The sequence below is a fragment of the Paenibacillus pinisoli genome, assembly GCF_003605435.1.
Classification (GTDB): Bacteria; Bacillota; Bacilli; order Paenibacillales; family Paenibacillaceae; genus Pristimantibacillus; species Pristimantibacillus pinisoli.
Window position 1 is genome coordinate 161,972 of sequence record NZ_QXQB01000002.1, and the last position, 23,841, is coordinate 185,812.

Sequence of the window (23,841 nt, forward strand, 5' to 3'; positions counted from 1 at the left end):
TGCCGCCTCACCATGTCTTGAACAGAGAGCGATGGCCGTCGCTCTCTAATCTCTATTTTAAGCACCAGGTGACCATTTTAGAATCAATAATTTTCTAATCTTCCTGTACAAATTTCGTCACGGCAAGCTTGATTTCACCCATTAACCCCCGTAGTATTCCTTCTCCAGAATGGAGTGCTCTGATCTTCACCTTATCGCCGCTTAGATCCATCTGCTCCACCTCACTCACATGTTAGCCCATGGACATTTGGAGTTGATGGTTATGGATGTCTATAAAAAATGTTTACATTCTTAGCATGATTATTTCGGAACATATGTAGATATGCTTTCTTTCGTATAAACCTTTGTTTCATAAATATTTTCCTCATACAATTTCCCGTCTTTTATATAATAATCTTCGTGGGGTGTAGATAAGCGGTTGCCTTTTCTAGTCAGCTTACTATCAAATAAATTCTTTTCAGTAGAGTAACTACGTTCAAAATAAATATATATATCCCAACCTGCAATGATGATCTTATAGTAATTCGGTTTGCTTACCCACGTTCCTGTAAAGCTATCAAGAAATAATACATCCTCTAGATACTTCTCCGATTCTTTGTATCCATTAAGCTGTTGAAAAATAGTTCTAGCACGCAAAAATTTGCCTTCCTCATAAAATTGAATGGCAAGTTTATAATTTGCCTCGGTTATCCGCTCGCTCACATCTTCATAGCCGGCATCAATTTCATTGAAATAGAAGATAGCTCCGCTATAGTCTTTATCGATCAAGGCATTCCAGCCTAACTCATAATTTGTCATTGTACGCAGTTCTTTTACAGCCTCATTTTGGGGCGAAACCAAATTCAAATAATGGAGCGCTTCCTTATATATTCTGTCTTTAAAATAATTTTCGGCAAGATGGAAATAAATATCCGCAAGAATATTGTCCGTACCTTCAGATTTTGCTATCTCTTCTACCAATTTTAATGCTTTGTTGTACTGTCCCTCTAATACATAAGCTTTAGCTTGAGAATACTTCGCAATATTGATGAAATAAGCACTGTTCGCATAACCCTTCAACTCTTTGAACAGCTTTATCGAGGTTTCAAAATCTTTGTTCTCCAGGTAGGATATCGCTAATTTATATTTGTTTTCTTCCATCATGACACTTGAATCTTTAATGTCCCTTATCCCCCAAAATATATCCATCGCTTGTTCAAACTCATAATTTTCCATAAGCGATTTGGCCTGATCATACCTTTTATAAGGTTTGTCCATGATATAAGCAATGCCAAGTATGATCAGAATTACAATTAGCGCAAACGAAACCCTTAAAATACCTAACCCAAGCTTCTTAGCCTTTCTTTCATCCAACCCCTCTGTATAGGCACTGGCGCCTTTGCCCAATGCTTCAGAGTTTATATATTTATGGTACTTTGTCATGATTAGATGACCCTCATCCGTCGTATGTAATTTATTCCCTCTAGGTTTTTATCATACTACCATAAACGTTTAATATAGGTCTATAGAATCAAAAATAGAAAAAAGCCCCTGCATTTGCAAGGGCTTATAAAATGGATTGATTTAGTTACTATTCATGAAGGCATTGATAATGTTCATTAGTTTTGCAGCTTCCTCTTTTACATTTCTTGCACTGGTTTTGATTCCAAAATACAATCTCTTCTGAATTTCATGTTCATCATGAAACACAATAACAACTTCAGAGCTGCTCGACAATGAGCAAGACACAATATTGCTAACAGGCAGATTTATAATCGTCTCGGTTATCGACTCCACGCTAAAAGCCGCTTTAGAAATCTGCAGGGTTGCTGGGGTTTCAACAAATACACTCAAGCTTTTATAATCACCTTTTACATGCCCGGCTACTCGGACATTGTTATGCGCCGCATCCCCTTGTGCTTGTGCAGCCGTTGTTGAATGGGAAGCAACAGGAGATGCTATTGGAGCAGCTGTTGAAGCTGCAATAGGAGCAGCTGACTGAGCAGTTGGCATCGCTGCTTGCCGATCATTTCTTTCAATTACAATGCTGTTGTTATTATTTAGCGAAGCATTTATCTTTGCGAGTAAATTAATAATTTCAGAAAACCCAATAATCAACATACCCAATATTGTAGAAGAAACAATCCACGTCACAGGATTAAAAAGATCCTGTGTGAATGCCGTGATAAAACCCAAAAGAATTTGAAGGATCCCGATCCATAAAATAATTTTGGCTATAGCATTTTTTTCATTCATTGCTTTTCCTCCTCATAGTACTTTTCCATACTTATTCAGATGCGTAATTCTGCCTAATTCGAAATTTGATTAAAAAATTCTTTGTTTTGTTCATACATAATCGATACTTCATATTCAGGTTTGCTGAAAGTTCCCTTATTTTGCAAAAATAGAGCTAATTCAGTATCTGCAAAGTCAAATGGGCAAATAAAAACTAGATCGCCACTTCTAACGGCCATTTCATACATCTTCATTCTGTCATCCTTATACACTTCTCTATATGCTCTTTCTATGGAATCACCTTCTATCCAGTACTTATCATACGGATATATAGAGCTTGTTCTATATAAATTGTTCAAATCATAAATGACTTGGGTATACGTACTATATTGTTCATCAAAATCATCAGAGGAATTAAATTTCACTATAGCTCCGCTTAATTTATTTCCTTCAAAAGAATAAATTTTATTGGCCGGTACCATGTTTTTTTTCGAAGCTAGACTAAACTCGGTATCATAAAATAAGAATTTGTTATTCTCATATAGCAATTCATTATGATCATTTTTGTTTATCTTGCTAACTTCCTCCTTAGATAATCCCCAAGACATATCAAAATACTTATCCTTAAGGTAAGTCATAAAAACACCGATAAATATTCTCTTTGTATCAGTATTTACATAGACGCTATTTCCTACAGATTCAGCAACAAATCGTAAAGGAACCATTGTATGGCCTTTGATTGTTCTCGGTGCTAATTCCAGCTTGTGCTCTTTACCATTTACTTTTGCAAGATCACTTCCAAGCGTCAATACTACTTCATACTTATCATTTCCACCCTTTACTTCTCTAGTTTTAGGATCAAAAGATAATGTAAGCCCTAAAGCTTCGTATAACGGTCTTATTTGAACTAAGGTAGTCCCTTTCTCTACAATAGGAGATATATCAAAAGCAATTCTCTTCCCTTCTACATAAACAGGACGTTGAATTTGAACAGAGGCAAAAACGTTCAATGGAAAAATTAACGTTAGTGCTACTACAAGTACAACTAAAACTGATTTCTTCACTTCCACATTCCTCCAAGGATATATTTCCCACAACACTAACATAATTCGACATTTGGGGTCCAGGGATTTATTGTAAATTATAGTGTAGTAATATAATTATTAAATCGAAAAATCGCATAAAAAAAACCGCTTTTCAGTTAGTCGATAAGACTAATTGAAAAGCGGTCTCACTAAAAACGAAGAAAACCCTTGATAAACAAGGGTTTTCTGATTTATGCGGTAGAGAGGACTCGAACCTCCACGGGTATACACCCACTACCCCCTCAAGATAGCGTGTCTGCCATTCCACCACTACCGCACATATGAAATTGTACCTATCCTTCAATGCCAGCTGCCTTCGAGGGATGAAAGAAAACTGGTGAGCCATGAAGGACTCGAACCTTCGACACCCTGATTAAAAGTCAGGTGCTCTACCAACTGAGCTAATGGCTCTCATGACGGAAACGAACTCATAAGAGCTGCTTCTTAGAGGATGGTTGGTGACCCGTAGGGGATTCGAACCCCTGTTACCTCCGTGAAAGGGAGGTGTCTTAACCCCTTGACCAACGGGCCATATGTTGCAAATTTACTGCCTTCGCGTTTTTGCGACAAGAATGATTATAACAACTTGTCATCTATATTGCAAGCACTTTTTTTCGAGGTTCCCCATTCCCCCCATTGGGGCAAAAAAAAGACCGATGCTCGGCCTCCTTACTCATGAGTCCTAAAAAAAATGTGGCGGAGAAGGAGGGATTCGAACCCTCGCACCACTTACGCAGTCTAACCCCTTAGCAGAGGGTCCCCTTGAGCCACTTGGGTACTTCTCCATAATTGGCTCCCCGAACAGGACTCGAACCTGTGACAACTCGATTAACAGTCGAGTGCTCTACCAACTGAGCTATCAGGGAATATTAAAGTGACTTTTATAATTTATCATGGCCCGTCTTGCTTGTCAAGCAAAAACAGCTTCAATTTCCCCCTGCATTTTCCACATGCATACCGGGCAGGATCGACTTTCCGTTTCCGCAAGTATTCCGTGCCGCAACGCACGCATATGAGCTTGTATTTGTATGGATTAGCCCCTCCTCCTGACCGTTCAGGAAGCGTATTGCAATACCTGGAGCCCCCCACATGCGCAAGCAGCGTCTTGAAATCGGCATCCCGATGCCGGTACCCCCGTTTCATCAAATGAAGATGATAATGGCATAGCTCATGCTTAATGATCTTCTCTGTTTCCTCGATACCGAAAGCAGCAAGCTGATGCGGACTGATCTCGATATTGTGGGACCTTGTGAAATACCGCCCTCCTGTCGCTTTCAGCCTTCCGTTGAACGCAGCCTGGTGCAGGAACGGTCTGCCGAACGACTCCATCGATACCCGCTCTACCCACTGCTGCAAAGCTTGATTATCCATACTTAGCCTCCCCCAACTACTTGAATTTTAACGCGAGAATAAGCTACACTGTCAAGTAGGAATGATGATACGTTGCAAGAAATGAGCAGCAAACTGAGGGGAGAGCTACACCATCATGGCTACCATGCGTTATGTATTAATGAAAGAAAAGGATACCCTGTCCTTCGTCGAGATGCCGGCATCTCACGCGTACCAGCTGAGCGCGCTGAATCTGCGTCTCCATAAAGAAATCGATAAGCTGACCGCAGACCGTGTGCCAAGCCTGCCATACGCGCTTGCGGAATGCGACAACGTCGATCTTCACGACACTACTGTCACCATTATCGGAGGACTCCAGTACATCAACGGTCTGGAGAAGGATTTTGCCGGAGTCGAAGAAAAATCGTACCCGCTCATCTCGCTTCTGACTGAAATTCGTGCCCTGCAAGCTCAGCTGGAGCAATGGTACGAGGAATATGAGGAAGAACAGCTAGGCTAATTCGGTTGGACCTGCACGGACATTCGCCCTCCGCCATATGGTAATAGAACAACAGGTTAGGCCCGGAAGGAGGACGATGCGTATGCCGCAGTGGCTGTGCAACCAACTGATGCGCGCATTCCAGCAGAAGGACCGCCGGCAGATCAAGCTGCTGAACGATTGCTGGTATTTCTACCGCACCAAGCAAGGTCCAAAGGAACACGACAGCGGTTCGGTCATGCAATAATGACCCCCATCCATACATCGGCTTCGCATCGTATCGCGTGCAGATGAATTCCGCGGCAGCGGAAGAACAAAACCCGGCCTCCATAAGGAGATGCCGGGTTTGTTGATCTGCAAAAATACTTACATGCGATTAAAGAACGCCACTTGCTCGATCGGCAATCGTGTAGTCGGGTGGCCCGGCGCCGCTGCTTTGCCAATAGGCAGCATAAGCGTAGGCAGATAACGCTCAGGCACGCCAAGCAGCTTTGCTGCTTCCTCACGATTGTAACCGCCCATCGGCACAGTGTCATATCCTTTCGCTCGAGCAGCCAGCATCAGCTGCATGGCCACCAGACCCGTATCGAATATGGCAATTTCTTTCAAGCGCTCGGCAGGCAGAGAGGAATACAGCTTCGTGGAGTTTTCAACCATGCGGTTTTTAATTTCCTCAGTCATATATCCAGCTTCGAATGAAGCCTCATAGATCGGGCCAGCCAGCTTATACATCTCCAGGTCAGCCAGAATTAATACGATAGCCGATGCTTCGCCCACTTGTTGTTGGTTATTCGCAATAGGCACAAGCTTCTGCTTCAGCTCCGCATCCGTTACAACGAAAAACCTCCACGGCTGCATATTAGACGACGATGGAGCTAGCGTAGCCACCTCTAGCAATTCAATAATTTCGCTGTCCGTTATTACTGCGCTGCTATCGTATTTGCGTACCGAACGACGGCTCTTCAGCACCTCGATGAACGAAGCATCCGTCGCGTTCTCCACCTTTAATTCTGTTGACATTATAATTCCTCCCCAAATCCTATTTTCTATTTGTAAGGTTCAAACTGTAACTTTTTCAATCACAGTATAATTCGTTTTACGATCGTTTGTCAATTAACTTACTTATCATTACCAATCGATTTTTTCAATCTAACCGGCTCTTTAATAAAACATTGTAATAAACGCTTATAAGCAAGACTTGGCACATTCTCTTATAGTATGGTAAGCAGTAACATACGGTAAAGGAGGATTGCTGATGAACTGCTGGCAGGGTACAACCGTTAGGCTGAGAGCTATAATTGCCGAAGACTGGTCCCAATTTCACCTCAACGATCAGGATACGGAAAGCGCCCGTACATCCGACGCCATCTACTTCCCCAGATCCGGGCCAGCCGCCAGGCAATGGGCTGAAGAGACGGCCGCCAAAGGGGCAACGGGGGATTCCATCATGCTGGCAATCGAAGATGCTGCTGGCGAGCTTGTCGGTTCCATCAACGCTCATAGCTGCGACAGTCGGCACGGAACATTCAAATACGGTGTTGCCATCTTCCGCGTCCATTGGCGCAAGGGCTATGCGTTCGAAGCGATTCTGCTTCTGCTGCGTTACTACTTCCATGAGCTTCGTTATGAGAAAGCCGTCGCAAGCGTCTACAGCTTCAACGAGGGCTCCATACGGCTTCAGGAGCGTCTGGGGTTTACGCTTGAGGGACGGCTAAGAAGCATGATCTTCACGCAGGGAGAGCGGCATGACGAGCTCCTCTACGGATTGCTCAGATCGGAATTTGATGCCAGGCACAGCACGCTGAACGGATAAATACAACCTCAATTACAAAAAGGACAGCCATAAACGGCTGTCCTTTTGTTCTGCATACAAGGCATATCTTCTATACGCTTAATCCGGCTTCTTCATCGTCAGGCTTACTCGGCCTTTCTTAAGGTCCACACTTAGCACCCACACCGTTACCGTATCGCCCACCGATACCACATCCATCGGATGCTTGACGAATTTGTCGCTTAATTGGGAGATATGGACAAGTCCGTCATTCTTGATGCCGATATCGACGAATGCGCCGAAATCAATCACGTTGCGCACCGTGCCTTGCAGCTCCATGCCTGGAGACAAGTCCTCAATTTGCAGGACATCCGTATGGAAGATTGGCGCAGGCAGCTCCTCGCGCGGGTCGCGTCCCGGCTTCAGCAAGCTGTCTATAATATCCCGCAGCGTCGGCACGCCAACGCTAAGCTTCTCTGCCAGCTGCGGCGCATCCAAGTCAAGCAGCCGCTCGCGGGCCGCTTCTGTACCGATTTGATCCGCTTTGAGCCCCAGCTCCTTTAACAGACCGTCTACTACCTCATAGGACTCAGGGTGAATCGGCGTACGGTCAAGCGCGTTCCTGCCGTCAGGAATGCGCAGGAAGCCGATGCATTGCTCATAGGATTTGGCGCCGAGCCTTGGGACCTTCTGAAGCTCTTGCCGCTTTGTGAAGCGTCCGTTCTCTTCACGGTATTTGACAATGTTCTTCGCAAGCGTAGCATTAATTCCCGCTACATAGGACAGCAGCGAAGCCGATGCCGTATTCACGTCCACTCCGACATGGTTAACCGCGGATTCCACGACGCCGCCAAGCGATTCGTCCAGACGCTTCTGCGTTACATCATGCTGATATTGTCCAACGCCAATCGCCTTTGGTTCAATCTTGACCAGCTCTGCCAGCGGGTCCTGCAATCGTCTGGCAATCGATACGGCGCTGCGCTCCGCAACATCCAGCTTAGGGAACTCTTCCTGCGCCAGCTTGGACGCCGAATAGACCGATGCCCCCGCCTCATTGACGATAATATATTTCAGACCGGCTTGCTTTCGCTTGGCGATCAGACTGGCGATGAACTGCTCCGTCTCGCGGGATGCCGTTCCATTGCCAATAACAATGAGCTCTGCTTTATATTGATCAATCAGGCCGTTAATCAGCTTTTCTGCCTCAGCCACCTTATTATTCGGCGGTGTCGGGTAACAGACCGCAACATCCAGCAGCTTTCCTGTATCATCAATGACAGCCAGCTTGCAGCCTGTCCGGAAAGCCGGATCGACGCCCAGTACGACATGGCCTCGCACTGGCGGCTGCAGAAGCAGGTTCCGCAGGTTTTCGGAGAAAATGGTAATGGCATGCTCTTCGGCTTTCTCCGTCAGCTCGCCTCGCACCTCACGTTCAATCGATGGAGCAATCAGACGCTTGTAGGCGTCTTCGATCAGCGCTTCCAGCACCTCTCGCACGACAGGAGCCGTGCCGCCGCGAAGCAGCTTGCGCTTGATATGCTCATGCACTCGGTCAACCGGCGTATCAAACGAGACACGCAGCACCTCCTCGCGTTCGCCGCGATTGATGGCCAGTATCCGGTGCGGCGGCAGCTTGCGTACCGGCTCCTGATACTGATAATACATCTCGTAGACCGATTCCGCGTTTGCATCCTTCGCCTCCGTGCGCAGCAGCGACTGGTCGAATGTGAATTTGCGTACCCATGACCGAATGGCTGCATCGTCGGCAATATTCTCCGCCAAGATATCGCTAGCGCCTTGCAGCGCATCCTGCGCCGTCGGCACGCCCTTCTCTTCGCTCACATAGCGGGCTGCCTCGGCAAGCGGATCGCCTTGGCGCGGCTGCGACCACAGCCATAATGCAAGCGGCTCCAGCCCCCGCTCCTTTGCCACACTGGCTCTCGTCTTGCGCTTCTGCCGGTACGGCCGGTACAAGTCCTCAACCTCTTGCAGCTTGGCTGCGCCTTGGATCGATGTGCGAAGCGCATCTGTCAGCTTGCCTTGCTCATCAATGAGCCGGATAACCTCGCGCTTGCGTTCTTCCAGATTACGCATATATTGCAGCTTCTCTTCAATCGATCTTAGATCGTTTTCATCCAGCTCGCCAGTCATCTCCTTGCGGTAGCGGGCGATGAACGGTATTGTATTCCCTTCATCCAGCAAAGATACAGCCGACTTCACTTTCGTCAGCGGGATTGATAATTGAGCTGCAATGCCTGAGATAATACGGGAGCTTTCCACTTCCTTCTCTTCCGCTGTTAGCTTAGATTTGCCGCCCTGCTCCTCCAAGGTTTCGCCTGCCGGCCATTTTGTCGCGTCTGCCATTCTTCAGCACCATCCTTTGCTTCGATTCGGCAAGCCTAAAGAAGCATTCCCGAAAAGGCCTTCTCGCCTATCAGAAATGCTTCCGTCGTTAAGCCGTATAGGGATTGTTCGCCTTCTCAAATCCAATCGTCGTTCTGCCGCCATGTCCAGGGTAGACCGTCGTCTCAGGATCAAGCACATAGAGCTTGTTCCGGATGGAATCGTATAGATCCCTCTCCTTGCCGCCTGGCAGATCCGTTCTGCCAACCGATTGCCTGAAGAGCACGTCGCCCGAGAACAGATGGCTGCCGCACAGCAAGCTGACGCTTCCCGGCGAGTGCCCTGGCGTATGCATCACTCGGAAGGTATGGCCGATCAGCTCCAGCTTCTGCCCCTCGTCCAGCGCATATTCCGCCGCATCCGTCGATAACGGGGGCGTCACATCCTGCCAGCGCATCGATCCGTTCTTGCGCGGATCGGTCAGCCAATCCGCCTCCAGATCATGAATATAAACCGGACAGCCCGCTGCCTTTCTCGCTTCATCAACGCCGCCCATATGGTCGAAGTGCGCGTGTGTCAGCACAATCGCTTCAATCTTCACTCCCTGGATGCGCTCCAGCAAGCGTCGCGGGTTCATGCCTGGATCAATAATGAAGCCCCGCTCCCCATCTCCATCCGAGACCGTCAATAGATAAGCATTCGTCTGCAAGGGACCTAGCGTGAACGTCTCTACTTTGAACTGTACGCCGCTCATCGCTTACAACGACTCCAGCAATTCGCGCAGCTCTCTTACGACGTCGGCTTGATAGCCTGGGCCTTCACCATAGCGACGCATAATCTCCTGACGCGTAACAGCCAGGTTGTCTTGATAATCCGCCGCTTCGCGATCCGGATTCGCCTTCTTGAACGCCACCATCGGCTCCTGCACATAAGCCGGACGAGGGCCCCATTGACCAAGGACATTGCCGCTCTCATCTGCGAAGATGACGATTGGCACGGAACGGCCTCCCATCGTCAGGAATTCATCCATTGTATCCAGATTCTCTTCCATAATGAGCACTTCTGTAGGAATGCCGCTTACTTCCAGCGCTCCGAATACGACCGGAATATTGCGAACGACATCGCCGCACCAGTCGGCCATCAGAATCAAGCATCTCAGGTCGTCGCGGTTATTCAGTGATTCAAAGAATTGGCGGTCTTCTGCGGAAGGCCAGTTGAACTGCTCCATCCAGCCGATGAACGCCTCCTTGTTCTTCGTCATGCCGTCAACGAACTGCTGAGGGCTAATGCCCTTCCCGAGTTTAGTTGCTACGCTTTTGCTCATATGTATCCCTCTTTCGTTATCATGTGTATAAGCTGAGTCTGTCGTTTGTACTATTATACTTAAAATTTGCGCGCTCTGCGAATATACAAGACTAATACAACAATGGCTATCAGTGCAATGATCGCATACGCAATATTGGAATATACATCCATGAAATGGACAATTTCGCCCCAATTGTCACCCACTGCAGCGCCTACGAGAACAAGAATCGTATTCCAGATCAGCGTCCCGATTGTCGTAAAAAACAGAAACGGCACAATCTTCATGCCCGACATGCCTGCCGGAAGCGAGATGAGGCTGCGAATAAGCGGAATCATGCGGCATATGAATACGGCCCAATATCCATACTTGTCGAACCAGGCGTCAGCCTTGCGGATATCTTCCTTCTTCACGCGCAGGAGGCGGCCCCAACGGTCCACAATTTTCTCCAGACGCTCAACGCCCAGCAATCGGCCGATGTAGAACAAAATAATAGCTCCAATCAAGGATCCTAATGTCGCCACCACGATAACTCCAAGCGCGGTCAAGCTCGTATACGTGGTCATGAATCCGCCGAAAGTAAGAATGACCTCTGAAGGAATCGGCGGGAACAGATTTTCAAGAGCAATCATCAAGAGAATGCCCAAGTAGCCGAACTGTTCCATGAAATCGGTAATCCAACTATCCATGCGATACCTCCATATCTAATTTGCAGTCCAATTATACTGGATCGCCCTTCCTATTCTATCATACAGGGGCAGCGGCCTTCCACTCCAGACCTGTCCTGTCCTATGCGCGAGGCGCGGCGTGATGACCGCCTTGCTGGGCCCGTGACCAACCTTGCAAGGGGCGCATACATTGGAAATGGAGAGGAGTCGGTATAATTGAATCCAAATGCGCAAAAGCATGCCGCAGCCTATCCGTCGGCCCGCAAAATCAGGAGATCCTGCAGCAATGAGCTGTACCGTACCGCCAAGCGGCTGAAGCTGTGGATCCCGAAGGACAAGATGGAGCAGGCGGAAGCCCTGTATGTCAAGAAAGTAGCCGCCAATATCATCTGGATCTATGAGAATCGAAGCAACCGCAAGCTCCAGGCCGATTGGTGGGATGAGAACGTCAGCGCCGAGATCGCCGAGCTCTGGGACGTGGATAGAAGCAAGCTGTGCCAAGCATTCCGCGAAGCGTATGGCGGTTAAGCCAGGCCATGAGAAAGCCCGAGCGTGAGCGGCATGAATCGCCGTATCCCTCGGGCTTTTGCATTCGTTCCTATTCCTTCGCTTCTTGCAGCCTGTCAACAGATACGGTCTGCGTATTAAGCGGATTGTTGCCTACTGTGACCGTCGCCATGCCGTTCGCCTCATCCACATTCTCGATCCAGACGGAATCGCCCTCCAGATGAACGGCGTGCGTACCTTGGGATTCGTAAATTTGCTTCGCTCTGGCAATGTCCATTATAGATCCTCCGGATTTTCCGCCATCGTATCTGTGGTTGATTCGGCAATCAAGCCGTTATGAATCGTGACCTGGCCTCCGCCCAATCCTTCGTTCACCATACGGTCAATATCCATGTCATACGTGTCTCTGCCTTCGAGATACGGTTCAGGCTTTTGGTCCGTATCATGCTGATCGCTCATTGAGCTCGCCTCCTGTTTATGCTAGTCGTGTGCTTCCTACGACAAAAATATACCCCAATATCCCCATGCTCATTCATCCTCAGAGCAGCGGCGACAGAATATGCATAACGGCCTCCTTTGCCCGCTGCCGCTTGGTCCTCCGGGCGAACTCATCCGCATTCATCTCCTCGCTAAGCTCCAGGTCATCCAGGAAATCGCGCTCCAGCCGCCGGATCGGCTTCTCGTCGAACAATAGCGCAAGCAGCTCATAATTGCTGTATAAGCTCCGCATATCCAGATTCGCCGTACCGACCGATGCCAGCGTATCGTCTACAATGAGTACCTTGGAGTGGATAAAACCTTTCTGGTAACGAAAGACGCGAACTCCCGCGTCCAGCATATCGCGCACATACGATAAGGAAGCCAGCAGGACAAGCTTCGAATCGGCAAGTCCGGGAATGATCAGCCTCACATCAAGTCCTCGACTGGCGGCGATGCGCAAGCTCATGGCAATGGCAGGATCGGGGATAAAATAGGGCGTAGCCGCATAGATGCGCCTCTTCGCGGAAGCCATCGCAGCAAATATAGCTCCGACAATGCGATGTTCGTTTGAACCGGGCTCGCCGGGCACAATCAGCACACGCTCCCCATTCGTCGCCATTGATTCCGGAAAGTAACGTTCCGCTCGCTCCAGACGCTCCCCTTTGGCCAGCTCCCAGTCCCGCATGAATGTATCCTGCAAATCATGAACCGCGTCGCCCTGCAGCTGAATATGCGTATCCCGCCAGAAGCCAAGCTTAGGATCCAGGCCGATATATTCGTCTCCTATATTAATGCCGCCGATGAACCCGATCCTTCCGTCGATGACAGCAATTTTCCGATGATTGCGATAGTTCAGTTTCCGGTCAAGCAAAGCCCATCTTGGAGGTGCGAAGCACGCGTGCTCCACACCCGTGCGACTAAGCGCTTGCAAGTAATTCTTATCCAGCTTCAAGCTCCCGATGCCGTCGTACACGACACGGACCTTTATGCCCTTACGAGCCTTCTCCGTCAGGAGATCAAGAAATCTTCTCCCAATGCCGTCATTGCGGATTGTATAGTAGTCCAAATGAATATGGTCTCTTGCCGACGCCAGCGCATGCAGAATTGCTTCAAAGGCGGCTTCTCCGTTCGTCAATATTTTGGTGCGGTTATGCTCCGTTACAGGATAACCGGCGAGTGCGCCCAGCGAGTCCGCCAAATCTCCTGTCAAGCCTTCGCTCATGCTAAATGCTCTGTTGCCCAGCTTCGCATCAGCAGAAGCCTTCGTCTGATCCGAATCGATGGAGGTCGAGCGAATGACATGCTCCGGCTTTCTTCTTCCAATTAGAAGATAGGCTGCCAAGCCGATGAACGGACATCCCATGCAGATCAACATCCAGGCAGTCAGATGAGCTTGCCGCCGGTGCTCCATAACAAGCACAGCTGCCAGCTGGCCGATATAGAGCATAAGCAGCACGATAAGTCCAACGAGCAGTCCTCCCACGCTGTCACCTCATTTTATGCTCGCTCTCACAAAATCCGTTGTTTAGTTTAAACCCCCCGCTTCCCATGTATGCAGCAAGGGGCATATTTTGTCCCTGAGCAAAGGAGCAAGCTCCTTATGAAGCTGATTTCCGGGCAAAAAGCCGCTCTCCTCCGCAGCGATTTTTTCCAGCAACGGTCTATAGTTCTCTAGTTATGCCGCTAGGCAGGAATAAGTTTTCTGGTATGTTTTATAGCTTCCGAGAATAAATAGTCATAGAACGTTCTGCACGACTATACTGCCGGCCGGAAGGAGTAAACCAGTGACACGAGCGCGGAGGCCAACATGGTCATTTGTTGTGATGCGCGGCGCCGACAAGACAGTGAAGCAATTCTCCATATCGAAGCGTTCAGTCGTTGTTGCACCCGTAGCCGCCGCGATTGCGGTGACAGGCGCCATTGCCGGCCTTCAATTGAAGGCCGCATACGAGCTGAGGCATCTGGAGGACCAGCTCTTCTCCCAGTCTGCACAATTCACACAAACGATTACCGGAATGGATGAGGTCATCGCCGGGAAGGATGAAGCGATCGTCTCCCTGCAGCAAGAGCTACTGGAATTGTCGCGCCAAGCGGAAGAAATGAAAGTAAAAATGAAAGAGCTTGATGAGCTCGAAGGCAAGCTCAAGCTGTTTATTGAGAAGTATGGCGGCTCCATCGATACGACTGGCTCAGAGTCATCGACAGGCTCGGGCAAGCCTGGAAGCGGAATCGTAAAGACGCTGTCTAGCCGTTCTGCGGATCAGCGGGCGCCTTCCTACATTGCTTCTCCCGGGAGCACTATGCAGCTCGCAATGCTCGCTCAGCACACGTCGCTTGATTTCCAAGCCTTGAGCGATATGGTTGATGCGATGGAGGTTTCCATGGAGCAAACGCTGCTCAAGGCCCAGAACAAGAGAGCGGCGGTCGATGCCTACCCCTCGCTCTGGCCCGCGAAATCCAAGCGATTAACATCCGGCTTCGGGTACCGTAAGGATCCTTTTACAGGAAGAGCCACCTTCCATGCGGGCATCGACATTGACGGAGACATCGGAGATGTCGTGTTCAGCGCTGCCGATGGAACGGTTAGCGATACGGGGTATGATTCCAGACTCGGCAATTACATTGTCATTGACCATCTCGGAGAGCTTCAAACGGCTTATATGCATCTCAAACGCATAGACGCCAAGGTCGGGGATGTCGTTGTCCGCGGAGAAAAGATCGGCCTTATCGGCAACAGCGGAAGAAGCACTGGCCCCCATCTGCATTTTCAAATCATGCAACGCAACGAGCCCGTCAATCCCTTGAAATTTCTCGCGAAGCATAGCTGAAGGACGGCCTCTTGGTTCCAGAATCCATGCTGAAGGAGGACTTCATACATGTTCAAAGAAAATAAGCGCGTCATTGCGACTGACACGCTGATCGGGCAAGGTACGCTAGCAGAGGGCAAGATTGTAAGCGAGGCCAATCTGCGGATCGAAGGCGAATATCGGGGCGATATCGAATGCAAAGGCGATGTCATTATCGGCGAATGCGGAGTGGCACGCTCCAATATTATTGCGCAAGACGTGACGCTGGCCGGCAAGCTGTTCGGCGACATCGAGACCAAAGGGCGGCTCATCATTACAGCGTCCGGCCAGCTCGTCGGCAATGTCACGGCGCACTCCCTTATCATTCAGGACGGCGGCATGTTGAACGGAAGCTGTCATATGGAGCAAACTGCCGATCCGAAGCAGAAGCCGCTTACAGAGCTTGAATCCCAAGCGAATGCCAAGCAGGAGAAGAACGACCGGGCCAAGTCACGCCAAGCCGGTTAGCCCTTATCCTCTGAAAAGCGCAAAGCCGCGCCGCTTCTTCTCTAATAGGAGAAGAGCGGCGCGGCTTGCTTTTAAGATATCAGGCTAGGGTTAAGCTGCGACATCGCGCTTATTGAAGATATACCATGTCAGCACCATAAACAACACATAATAGACGCCTAGCACGGCTAGCGAAAATCCAAGAGTCATGCCGTTGTATTCATTGCCGCCTACATATTTGGTCAAGTCGAGATGGACGAACAAGACATAGTCAATCCACTTATATTTCACGAATGCAAGCAGCTGCATGAAATTGTTGACTACGATTTCAATGAATAGCGCCGTGGCGATAGCAAGGATGCTGCTGCGGAACACGGTCGACAGCATGAAGGAGATAGTCACGGTCATCATCGTACCCAGGAACAGCAGGCCGTAGTATTTGAACAAATATTCAATATTGGACACGCCCATCACATCGCTTAGCCGGTCGACCGTCCCGTTTCCAAGCAGATCGAACAGGATCCAGTTGACAAGCATAAGGCTTGCCAGAAATGCGACAGCGAAGAACAACGCGAACAGCAGGCTGGATATATACTTGGACAGCAAAATTTTGGATCGGCTCCACGGACGGATAAGCAGCATCTTGATCGTTCCCGAAGAAAATTCCTCAGCAACCGTGCTGGCAGACGCAATTGCCGCAAATATAGTAATAATCCAATACAGGAACATCGTCTCCGTGATCACAACTTCCCACATGGCCGATTCTCCTTTATCTACCGAGAACCAGACGCCGGAAAATACAATGACGAGTCCGACAATAATGCCCAGCATGACGAACAGACGCGGCCGCCGGAACATCTTCATATTTTCGTTGCGGATAAGATTCATGAAATCAGCCAATGCCTTCGCCTCCCGTCATCTCCAAGAATTGATCCTCCAGCGACTTGATTTCGGCGCGGATGCCGAATACCTTAATGCCGCTTCTGACGAGAAGTTCATTCACTTGCGCCGCAAACAGCTTGTCTCCTTCAACCGCAATGTTGCCGGCTCCTTCAATCGTGCCTGTTAACTCAGAAGCAGCCAGCGCCTCCAAAGCAGCCTCCGGACGATCCACCTCAAACAAAGTGCGTGCAATAACTGCTTTGTCTGTGCTCTGCACCGTACGCACATCGATCAATCTGCCGTTCTGTATAATGGCAACGCGGTCGCACATCAGCTCCATCTCGGAAAGCAGATGGCTGGATACGAACACCGCGACGCCCTCCTGCTGGGCCATTTTACGCAAATAGTCCCGAAGCTCGCGTATACCCGCAGGATCAAGGCCATTGGTAGGCTCATCCAGAATGAGCAGCTTCGGATTATGCAGAATCGCCTGCGCCACACCTAGCCGCTGTCTCATGCCAAGCGAATAGGTCCTAACCTTATCATGGATCCGGGCATCAAGTCCGACAAGCGATACTACCTCCCGCACCCGATGCGAGGTAATTCCCGGAATCATGCGCGCAAAATGGATCAGATTCTGATAACCCGTCATATACTTGTACATTTCGGGATTTTCGACGATTGCCCCTACATGGCGGATCGCCTTCTCGAATTGATTGCTGATGCTATGTCCGTCGATAAGAATATCTCCTGATGTAATCGACATCAACCCGACCATCATGCGGATAGTCGTTGTCTTGCCTGCGCCATTCGGACCAAGAAAACCGAACACTTCGCCTGACGGCACATCAAGCGTCAGCTTGTCGATTATCGTTCGGCTTCCGATTTTTTTCGTGACGTCTTGCAAACGTACGATTGGCTGTCCCATCTATGTATGTCCCCCTCTTGGTTACGCGGTATTCCGGTTTAAGTCGTCAACTCCCTCATTATATACGATTAAGGAAAGCATTGGTAACCATTATTCCTATTTATTCACGGCATCGCGATTCGTTCGGACAAAGTGCGCCAAGTATTCAGATTCACCCATAGACCGTCGTACCGGATCACTGTTTTTTCTACCGATGCATCGCATGCCAGCCCATCCTCCAGACTGAGCTTCGGCAGCTGATAATATTGCTTGTACAACTCCTCGTAATCAACCGGCAGAGCCGCATTCGATAGCCTGCCCAGCAAAAAATCAAGCCGTATTGCATATACGCCGCTGTTCCAAAGCGCTCCCGCTTTAACGAGCTCTTCCGCTTCCTGCTCTCCAGGCTTCTCCCGGCAATCATTAACTTTCCAGTCATAGCTGCCGGACTCTTCTCCAAGTTCAGCTTGGTCGGCCAATATATATCCATAGCGTGTGCCCGGGTATTCCGCTGCCATCCCAACCATCATGACCGGCGCTTCACTTTCTCTGAGCAGCTTCGGCAAGCTGCGAATACAATGAAAGAAATCTCCCGACACATACATATCGACCGGCAGCATAATAATGGTCTCGTGCGGGGAAACCCCTGCGACAGAATAATAATACGACGCCGCCAGCAAGGCGGCGGAATAGCTTCCCCGTTGGGCCGGCTCCGCAAGCAGCGGCACATGCATCCCTAGCTGACGCTTAATTAAGCCCGCCTGCTCGCTGCTTGTTGCGACGCTTGCGCTCTCTGACAGATCGGCAGCCAGCAGCTGCCTCCACATACGCTGTACCATCGATTCCGGCTCCCCTCCGGGTCCATCCAGGACGGGAAGATACTGCTTGGGCATACTGGTATCGGATAAAGGCCACACTCTTCTGCCGGGTCCGCCCGACAACATGACGATTTTCAAAGCAACATCCTCCTCAGCGCCAAATTACGTACTATTATACTTGAGGCATGGGGGAAAGCATGTCGCTTCTTGACGTCGCTTGAGCTAGGTCCAGGTCTACTTTTGTCGATCATTCATCCAGGCCGTCCTAATGGTCCATTCCCTTCCTGATTGGGATAAGGGCGAAGCAGCTTCAATATGAGTCCTGTCACACTAGGCTGAGGCTGCCCAAAGCCGCGGATAGGCCAAAGCGCCATATTGTGATAGGCAGTAAGGAAGACAGTAGCCAGTTCGGTTGAATCCCATTGCGCAATTGAGCCTTCTCGCTGCCCTTCCTCAATAATAGCGATAATGACCTCACGGTTGGCATGAACAATTGCAGTGATTTCATTTCGAGCCTCCGTGGACAGCACATCTGTCGCCTGAGCCTGAAGCACAATCCAATATGTGGTGCTTGCATTGGACGACAAAAGAAATTGCTCAATCAGCCATTCCAGCTTTTCGAGCGCGCTTCCTGGCTGGTTCTGCATCCGGGATAACAGTCCGGAGTATACATCCTGTCCCTGAAGCACCATCGTATGCAGCAGTTCTTCCTTCGATCCGAAATAATTGTATACATTGCCGTGGCTAAGTCCCGCCGCCGCTGCGATATCGCTCATCTTCGTCGCCGTCACGCCTCGAAGCGTGAATATTTCTCTCGCGGCATCTACAATCCGCTGACGCTTCTCCTCGCGATGCCAACGGTCGCGTTCCGGATTTCTTGGCATCTCATCCGCACCTCCCAATCAAGCTCCTGTCCCTATTCTAGCAAAGCCATCATGGGACAACACGGAGTTTGTCCGTCATAAAGGCCAAATTAATATCTACAAAAAAAGTCTCGCAATAGAGCTTGCGCTCCACTGCGAGACTGTTGGTTGATGCTTATTTGCCGCCTGCGCGAGCCAACTCGCGCTTGTTCGCTTCAAACGCAGCAAGCAATGCGTCTCCGCCTTGCAGTCCTGTATCTTCCGCCTTGCGAATTTGCTCCAGCATCCGCTTGTAATCCTTCGGAATAACCTTCACGAATTTCGCCAGCGATGCATCCCAATCGTTCAGGACGCGCGTGCCTACGGCACTCTCCGTATACTGGACATGTCTCTCGATCATTCCGCGCAGCTCATTCTTGTCAGCTTCTTCTTCCACACGCTCCAGCAAAACCATCTCCAGATTCGTATGGTTGTAGAAGTCGCCCTTCTCATCGTAGACATATGCTACGCCGCCGGACATGCCAGCGCCGAAGTTGCGGCCTGTAGAACCTAGAATGACAACGCGGCCGCCAGTCATATATTCGCAGCCATGATCGCCGACGCCCTCGACAACTACGTTCACGCCGCTATTCCGTACCGCGAAGCGCTCGCCTGCAATGCCGCGAATGTAAGCCTGACCGCTTGTAGCGCCGTACAGGGCTGTGTTGCCGATAATGATGTTGTCCTCAGCAGCGAACGTTGCCTTCGGAGACGGCGCCACGATTACTTTGCCGCCGGAGAGTCCTTTGCCGAAGTAGTCATTGGAGTCGCCCTCCACCGACAGCGTAATGCCCTTCGGTACGAATGCGCCAAAGCTTTGGCCCGCCGTGCCAACGAAGTGGTACCAGATTGTATCCTCCGGCAACCCTTTCGCACCGTAGCGGCTTGTTACTTCGAAGCCAAGAATCGTGCCGACAACGCGGTTCGTATTCAGGATCGGGAACGTTCCGCGAACGCTCTCTCCGTTCTCGAGCGCAGGCTTCGCTAGTGGCACCAGCTTCTGCATGTCGATCGACAGCTCCAGACCATGGTTCTGCTCCTGTACTTTGTAGCGCTTTGCGTCTTCTGTTACGCCAGCTTCGTACAGAATGCCGGAGAGGTCCAGACCTTTAGCTTTGTAATGCTCTGTAAGCTGCTTCGTCTCCAGACGGTCAACCCGGCCCACCATCTCTTCGATCGTGCGGAAGCCAAGCTCCGCCATAATCTCGCGCAGATCTTCCGCGATGAAGCGCAGGTAGTTCACGACATGCGACGGATCGCCCATGAACTTCTTGCGAAGCTCCGGATTTTGCGTCGCAACGCCGACCGGACAAGTATCCAGCTGGCAGACGCGCATCATGACGCAGCCAAGCACGATAAGCGGAGCTGTCGAGAAGCCGTACTCCTCGGCGCCCAGCAGCGCTGCAATCGCCACGTCGCGGCCGTTCATCATCTTGCCGTCCGTCTCGAGCGTTACACGGTCACGCAGATTGTTCAGCATAAGCGTCTGATGCGTCTCGGCGAGACCAAGCTCCCAAGGAAGACCCGCGTGACGGATCGAGCCCATTGGCGACGCCCCTGTGCCGCCGTCGTAGCCGCTGACCATAATGACGTCTGCGCGGCCTTTCGCTACACCTGCCGCAATCGTGCCAACGCCAACCTCGGATACGAGCTTCACGTTGATGCGAGCGCGCGGGTTCGCGTTTTTCAGATCGTGGATCAGCTCGGCCAGATCCTCGATAGAATAGATATCATGATGCGGAGGTGGCGAGATAAGGCCTACGCCCGGAGTCGAGCCCCGTACTTCCGCAACCCATGGGTATACTTTCAGGCCAGGCAACTGTCCGCCTTCGCCAGGCTTCGCGCCTTGGGCCATTTTGATTTGAATCTCGTCAGCATTAACCAAGTATTCGCTCGTTACGCCAAAACGTCCCGATGCGACCTGCTTGATTGCGCTGCGGCGGGAATCGCCGTTGCTGTCCGGCGTGAAGCGTGCCGGATCCTCGCCGCCCTCGCCCGTATTGGACTTGCCGCCGAGGCGGTTCATCGCAATCGCGAGACTTTCATGCGCTTCCTTGCTGATGGAGCCGAAGGACATCGCGCCGGTCTTGAACCGTTTCACGATGGATTCTACCGATTCCACTTCTTCAAGCGGCACGGGCTTGCCGTCCTGCTTGAATTCGATAAGCGAGCGAAGCGTCAAATGCTTCTTGTTCTCGCCCTGCACCAGCTCGGAGAACTTCTTGTACAGCTTATAATCATTGGCGCGCGATGCCATCTGAAGCGTATGGATCGTCTGAGGCGTGAACAGATGGTCCTCGCCGTCCTTGCGCCATTGATAGTCGCCGCCGGAATCCAGTTCCTTCTCGGCGCCTTCCTGCTCAGCGTACGCGCGGTTGTGGGCATGCAGCGTCTCCTGCGCGATGACATCCAGACCGATGCCGCCGATGCGGGACTGCGTCCACGTGAAGTACTCGTTGATTACATCCTCGCGAAGGCCAAGCGCCTCGAAGATTTGCGCGCCGCGGTACGATTGGATCGTGGAGATGCCCATTTTGGACAATACTTTTACGACGCCTTTCGTAGCAGCTTTAATATAGTTTTTGACCGCTTTCTCATGCGATACGCCTCTCAGCATACCTTGCTTGATCATGTCATCCATCGATTCAAACGCCAGATAAGGGTTGATCGCATTGACGCCATAGCCGAGCAACAGGGCAAAATGATGCACTTCGCGCGGCTCGCCCGACTCCAGCATAATGCCGACTTTCGTGCGCGTGCCTTGGCGGATCAGGTGGTGATGCAGAGCCGATACGGCCAGAAGGGCCGGAATCGCTGCATTTTCTTTGTCCACGCCGCGGTCAGACAAGATGATGATATTATGGCCTTTCGCAATAACGCGATCAGCCGCCTCGCACATGCCAGTCAGCGCGGAGCGAAGTCCTTCTTCGCCTTCGCTTGCCGCGAAGAAGATAGGCAGCGTGATGGACTTAAAGCCCTCGCGGCGGATATGGCGCAGCTTGGCGAATTGCTCGTTGGACAGGATTGGCGTATCAAGCTTAATGTGGCGGCAGCTCTCCGGCTCCGGATTAAGCAGATTGCGCTCAGGTCCAATTGTTGTCGCCGTCGATGTAATAATCTCCTCGCGGATTGCATCGATCGGCGGATTCGTGACTTGCGCGAACAATTGCTTGAAGTAGTTGTACAGGCGCTGCGGACGCTCGGACAACACAGCAAGCGGAGCATCGTAGCCCATGGAAGCGATCGGCTCTTGGCCGCCTCCCGCCATCGGCTCCAGCACCTTGCGGATATCTTCGAACGTATAGCCGAATGCTTGCTGGCGCAATTGAACCGTGTCATGGCTTGGGTCCGGAAGCTCAGGCGCTTCTGGCAGATCGTCCAGGTTCACCAGATGCTCGTCAAGCCATTCGCGGTAAGGATGCTCGGCAGCGATAGCCGCTTTGACTTCCTCGTCGGAGATAATGCGGCCTTGCTCTGTATCTACCAGCAGCATGCGTCCAGGGCGCAGTCTGTCCTTGTACAGAATGTCTTCTGCAGGAATCTCTACCGCTCCCGCTTCGGAGCCAAGAATAATATGGTCATCCTTCGTCACGTAATAACGGGCTGGGCGAAGACCGTTGCGGTCCAGCGTTGCGCCGATTTGCGTGCCGTCGGTAAAGCCCATTGCAGCCGGTCCATCCCACGGCTCCATCAATGTGCTGTGGTATTCGTAGAACGCCTTGCGCTCGTCGCTCATGCTCTCATGGTTGGACCATGGCTCTGGAACCATCATCATCGCCACATGCGGCAAGGAGCGTCCAGCCAGGTGCAGGAATTCAAGCGTATTGTCGAACATCGCCGTATCGGAGCCGTCCGGATTGATAACCGGCTTGATCTTCTCCAGATCCTCGCCGAACAATTCGGAAGCGAACAACGTCTGGCGCGCATGCATCCAGTTCACGTTGCCGCGAAGCGTATTGATCTCGCCGTTATGAATCAGATAATGGAATGGATGAGCTCTCTCCCAGCTAGGGAACGTGTTTGTACTAAAACGGGAATGCACTAAAGCAATAGCAGAGACAACCGATTCGTCATTCAGCTCGGTATAGAAGGAACGTACTTGCTCTGTGGTCAACATGCCTTTGTACACGATTTTCTTGGAGGACAGGCTGGAGAAGTAGAACATGTTGCCGCCTTCTTTGCCTGCATAGCGAATAGCCAGTTCCGCGCGCTTGCGGATCACATACAACTTGCGTTCAAATGCGAGGGTGTCTTTCAATTCAGCGTTTTTGCCAATGAACACCTGGCGAACGTACGGTTTGACCGCCAGCGCCGATTGGCCCAGCTTCTCATCGTTCGTAGGCACAGTGCGCCATCCGATCATAGTCTGCTTCTCTTCCGCAACAATACTCTCAAGCTCGCGCTCGATCGCCGTGCGGGCAGCTTCGTCTTGCGGCATAAAGATCATGCCGACCGCATAGTCCCCTTCAGCGGGCAGTTGAATGCCTTGCGTGCTCAGCTCCGCGGTAAAAAACGCATGCGGGATCTGAAGCAGGATACCTGCACCGTCTCCGGTGTTCGGCTCGGCTCCCTGTCCGCCGCGATGCTCCATGTTCTCTAGCAAACTTAGAGCCTGACGGATAACCTTATGCGATTTCTTTCCCTTGATGCTGGCTACAAAGCCCATTCCGCAAGCGTCTTTCTCATTCTGCGGATCATAAAGTCCTTGCTTAGGCGGCAATCCCAAAATATTTTCTTTCATCGTGTGCAACCTTTCTATCAGAAGATTTTTGGGCAAGCAATGTAGAATAACAGGCTTGATCACTTAATTGGCTTCATTTTTGGCTTGAACTATCATAGA

23 protein-coding genes and 5 tRNA genes are annotated in these 23,841 nt (G+C 50.5%); 6 read left to right on the forward strand and 22 right to left on the reverse strand.

What is annotated here, in order from left to right:
* Positions 1 to 300: 300 nt before the first annotated feature.
* From D3P09_RS08265 to D3P09_RS08305, 9 genes are all read right to left on the reverse strand, one after another.
* A complete protein-coding gene (locus tag D3P09_RS08265) occupies positions 301 to 1,422 on the reverse strand; it encodes a tetratricopeptide repeat protein (RefSeq protein ID WP_120108881.1) in 1,122 nt (373 codons plus the stop codon).
* A gap of 141 nt (positions 1,423 to 1,563) precedes the next feature.
* Complete coding sequence (locus tag D3P09_RS08270; protein ID WP_120108883.1) at positions 1,564 to 2,235, reverse strand: hypothetical protein; 672 nt, start codon at positions 2,233 to 2,235, stop codon at positions 1,564 to 1,566.
* A 53-nt stretch (positions 2,236 to 2,288) separates the two neighbouring features.
* On the reverse strand, positions 2,289 to 3,278 hold the full coding sequence (locus D3P09_RS08275) for a copper amine oxidase N-terminal domain-containing protein (protein ID WP_165867355.1): 990 nt from the start codon (positions 3,276 to 3,278) through the stop codon (positions 2,289 to 2,291).
* A gap of 215 nt (positions 3,279 to 3,493) precedes the next feature.
* Positions 3,494 to 3,576: transfer RNA gene (locus D3P09_RS08280), tRNA-Leu, on the reverse strand.
* Between the two features lie 58 nt (positions 3,577 to 3,634).
* Positions 3,635 to 3,710 (reverse strand) — tRNA-Lys (locus tag D3P09_RS08285).
* 45 nt (positions 3,711 to 3,755) lie between these two features.
* A tRNA-Glu gene (locus D3P09_RS08290) sits at positions 3,756 to 3,830 on the reverse strand.
* 163 nt (positions 3,831 to 3,993) lie between these two features.
* Positions 3,994 to 4,084 (reverse strand) — tRNA-Ser (locus tag D3P09_RS08295).
* A gap of 5 nt (positions 4,085 to 4,089) precedes the next feature.
* Positions 4,090 to 4,165: transfer RNA gene (locus D3P09_RS08300), tRNA-Asn, on the reverse strand.
* Positions 4,166 to 4,190: 25 nt separating this feature from the next.
* Positions 4,191 to 4,670 carry a SprT family protein gene (locus tag D3P09_RS08305; protein ID WP_120108886.1) on the reverse strand — a complete coding sequence of 160 codons (480 nt, stop codon included), beginning with the start codon at positions 4,668 to 4,670 and terminating at the stop codon, positions 4,191 to 4,193.
* Between the two features lie 115 nt (positions 4,671 to 4,785).
* On the opposite strand from D3P09_RS08305, the gene D3P09_RS08310 reads away from it, so the two are divergent.
* The gene (locus D3P09_RS08310; protein WP_120108888.1) at positions 4,786 to 5,148 is read left to right on the forward strand and encodes a hydrolase/acyltransferase; all 363 of its coding nucleotides are present in this window, start codon (positions 4,786 to 4,788) and stop codon (positions 5,146 to 5,148) included.
* A gap of 82 nt (positions 5,149 to 5,230) precedes the next feature.
* Positions 5,231 to 5,374 carry a cortex morphogenetic protein CmpA gene (gene cmpA / locus D3P09_RS08315; protein ID WP_120108890.1) on the forward strand — a complete coding sequence of 48 codons (144 nt, stop codon included), beginning with the start codon at positions 5,231 to 5,233 and terminating at the stop codon, positions 5,372 to 5,374.
* A gap of 119 nt (positions 5,375 to 5,493) precedes the next feature.
* On the opposite strand, the gene D3P09_RS08320 is transcribed toward cmpA, so the two are convergent.
* Positions 5,494 to 6,147, reverse strand: a complete 654-nt coding sequence (locus tag D3P09_RS08320) for a nitroreductase family protein (RefSeq protein ID WP_120108892.1) — start codon at positions 6,145 to 6,147, stop codon at positions 5,494 to 5,496.
* Between the two features lie 235 nt (positions 6,148 to 6,382).
* Between D3P09_RS08320 and D3P09_RS08325 the strand changes: the two genes are divergently transcribed.
* Positions 6,383 to 6,940, forward strand: coding sequence for a GNAT family N-acetyltransferase (locus tag D3P09_RS08325; RefSeq protein WP_120108894.1), 558 nt, complete (start codon positions 6,383 to 6,385; stop codon positions 6,938 to 6,940).
* 78 nt (positions 6,941 to 7,018) lie between these two features.
* Here the strand turns inward: D3P09_RS08325 and D3P09_RS08330 are convergent, their stop codons facing one another.
* The 4 genes from D3P09_RS08330 to D3P09_RS08345 form a co-directional block, all read right to left on the reverse strand.
* Complete coding sequence (locus D3P09_RS08330) at positions 7,019 to 9,262, reverse strand: Tex family protein (RefSeq protein WP_207892464.1); 2,244 nt, start codon at positions 9,260 to 9,262, stop codon at positions 7,019 to 7,021.
* A gap of 88 nt (positions 9,263 to 9,350) precedes the next feature.
* Positions 9,351 to 9,995, reverse strand: coding sequence for an MBL fold metallo-hydrolase (locus D3P09_RS08335; RefSeq protein ID WP_120108896.1), 645 nt, complete (start codon positions 9,993 to 9,995; stop codon positions 9,351 to 9,353).
* A 3-nt stretch (positions 9,996 to 9,998) separates the two neighbouring features.
* On the reverse strand, positions 9,999 to 10,565 hold the full coding sequence (locus D3P09_RS08340) for a thioredoxin family protein (RefSeq protein WP_120108898.1): 567 nt from the start codon (positions 10,563 to 10,565) through the stop codon (positions 9,999 to 10,001).
* A gap of 59 nt (positions 10,566 to 10,624) precedes the next feature.
* The gene (locus D3P09_RS08345) at positions 10,625 to 11,233 is read right to left on the reverse strand and encodes a DedA family protein (protein ID WP_120108899.1); all 609 of its coding nucleotides are present in this window, start codon (positions 11,231 to 11,233) and stop codon (positions 10,625 to 10,627) included.
* A 195-nt stretch (positions 11,234 to 11,428) separates the two neighbouring features.
* Between D3P09_RS08345 and D3P09_RS08350 the strand changes: the two genes are divergently transcribed.
* Positions 11,429 to 11,740, forward strand: a complete 312-nt coding sequence (locus D3P09_RS08350) for a dehydrogenase (protein ID WP_120108901.1) — start codon at positions 11,429 to 11,431, stop codon at positions 11,738 to 11,740.
* Positions 11,741 to 11,810: 70 nt separating this feature from the next.
* On the opposite strand, the gene D3P09_RS08355 is transcribed toward D3P09_RS08350, so the two are convergent.
* The 3 genes from D3P09_RS08355 to cls all read right to left on the reverse strand — a co-directional run bounded on the left by D3P09_RS08355 (position 11,811) and on the right by cls (position 13,682).
* A complete protein-coding gene (locus D3P09_RS08355) occupies positions 11,811 to 11,996 on the reverse strand; it encodes an H-type small acid-soluble spore protein (RefSeq protein ID WP_120108902.1) in 186 nt (61 codons plus the stop codon).
* Entirely contained in the window at positions 11,996 to 12,178 is a 183-nt protein-coding gene (locus D3P09_RS08360; RefSeq protein WP_120108904.1) for a hypothetical protein, read from the reverse strand. Before D3P09_RS08360 ends, D3P09_RS08355 begins: the two co-directional genes overlap by 1 nt.
* A gap of 79 nt (positions 12,179 to 12,257) precedes the next feature.
* On the reverse strand, positions 12,258 to 13,682 hold the full coding sequence (gene cls, locus D3P09_RS08365) for a cardiolipin synthase (protein WP_120108906.1): 1,425 nt from the start codon (positions 13,680 to 13,682) through the stop codon (positions 12,258 to 12,260).
* Positions 13,683 to 13,983: 301 nt separating this feature from the next.
* Here cls and D3P09_RS08370 point away from each other — a divergent pair, with 301 nt between their 5' ends.
* Positions 13,984 to 15,027, forward strand: coding sequence for a M23 family metallopeptidase (locus D3P09_RS08370; protein ID WP_133304983.1), 1,044 nt, complete (start codon positions 13,984 to 13,986; stop codon positions 15,025 to 15,027).
* A gap of 48 nt (positions 15,028 to 15,075) precedes the next feature.
* The gene (locus tag D3P09_RS08375; RefSeq protein WP_120108909.1) at positions 15,076 to 15,513 is read left to right on the forward strand and encodes a bactofilin family protein; all 438 of its coding nucleotides are present in this window, start codon (positions 15,076 to 15,078) and stop codon (positions 15,511 to 15,513) included.
* A gap of 90 nt (positions 15,514 to 15,603) precedes the next feature.
* On the opposite strand, the gene D3P09_RS08380 is transcribed toward D3P09_RS08375, so the two are convergent.
* The 5 genes from D3P09_RS08380 to gltB form a co-directional block, all read right to left on the reverse strand.
* Positions 15,604 to 16,392, reverse strand: coding sequence for an ABC transporter permease (locus tag D3P09_RS08380; protein WP_120108911.1), 789 nt, complete (start codon positions 16,390 to 16,392; stop codon positions 15,604 to 15,606).
* Positions 16,385 to 17,302: an ABC transporter ATP-binding protein gene (locus D3P09_RS08385; protein ID WP_120108913.1), complete on the reverse strand. Its 918-nt coding sequence runs from the start codon at positions 17,300 to 17,302 to the stop codon at positions 16,385 to 16,387. The genes D3P09_RS08380 and D3P09_RS08385 overlap by 8 nt, the downstream gene beginning before the upstream one ends.
* Positions 17,303 to 17,406: 104 nt before the next feature.
* On the reverse strand, positions 17,407 to 18,237 hold the full coding sequence (locus D3P09_RS08390) for a sugar phosphate nucleotidyltransferase (RefSeq protein ID WP_120108915.1): 831 nt from the start codon (positions 18,235 to 18,237) through the stop codon (positions 17,407 to 17,409).
* A 113-nt stretch (positions 18,238 to 18,350) separates the two neighbouring features.
* Complete coding sequence (locus D3P09_RS08395; RefSeq protein WP_120108916.1) at positions 18,351 to 18,983, reverse strand: TetR/AcrR family transcriptional regulator; 633 nt, start codon at positions 18,981 to 18,983, stop codon at positions 18,351 to 18,353.
* 154 nt (positions 18,984 to 19,137) lie between these two features.
* Complete coding sequence (gene gltB, locus D3P09_RS08400) at positions 19,138 to 23,742, reverse strand: glutamate synthase large subunit (RefSeq protein ID WP_120108918.1); 4,605 nt, start codon at positions 23,740 to 23,742, stop codon at positions 19,138 to 19,140.
* Positions 23,743 to 23,841: the final 99 nt, after the last annotated feature.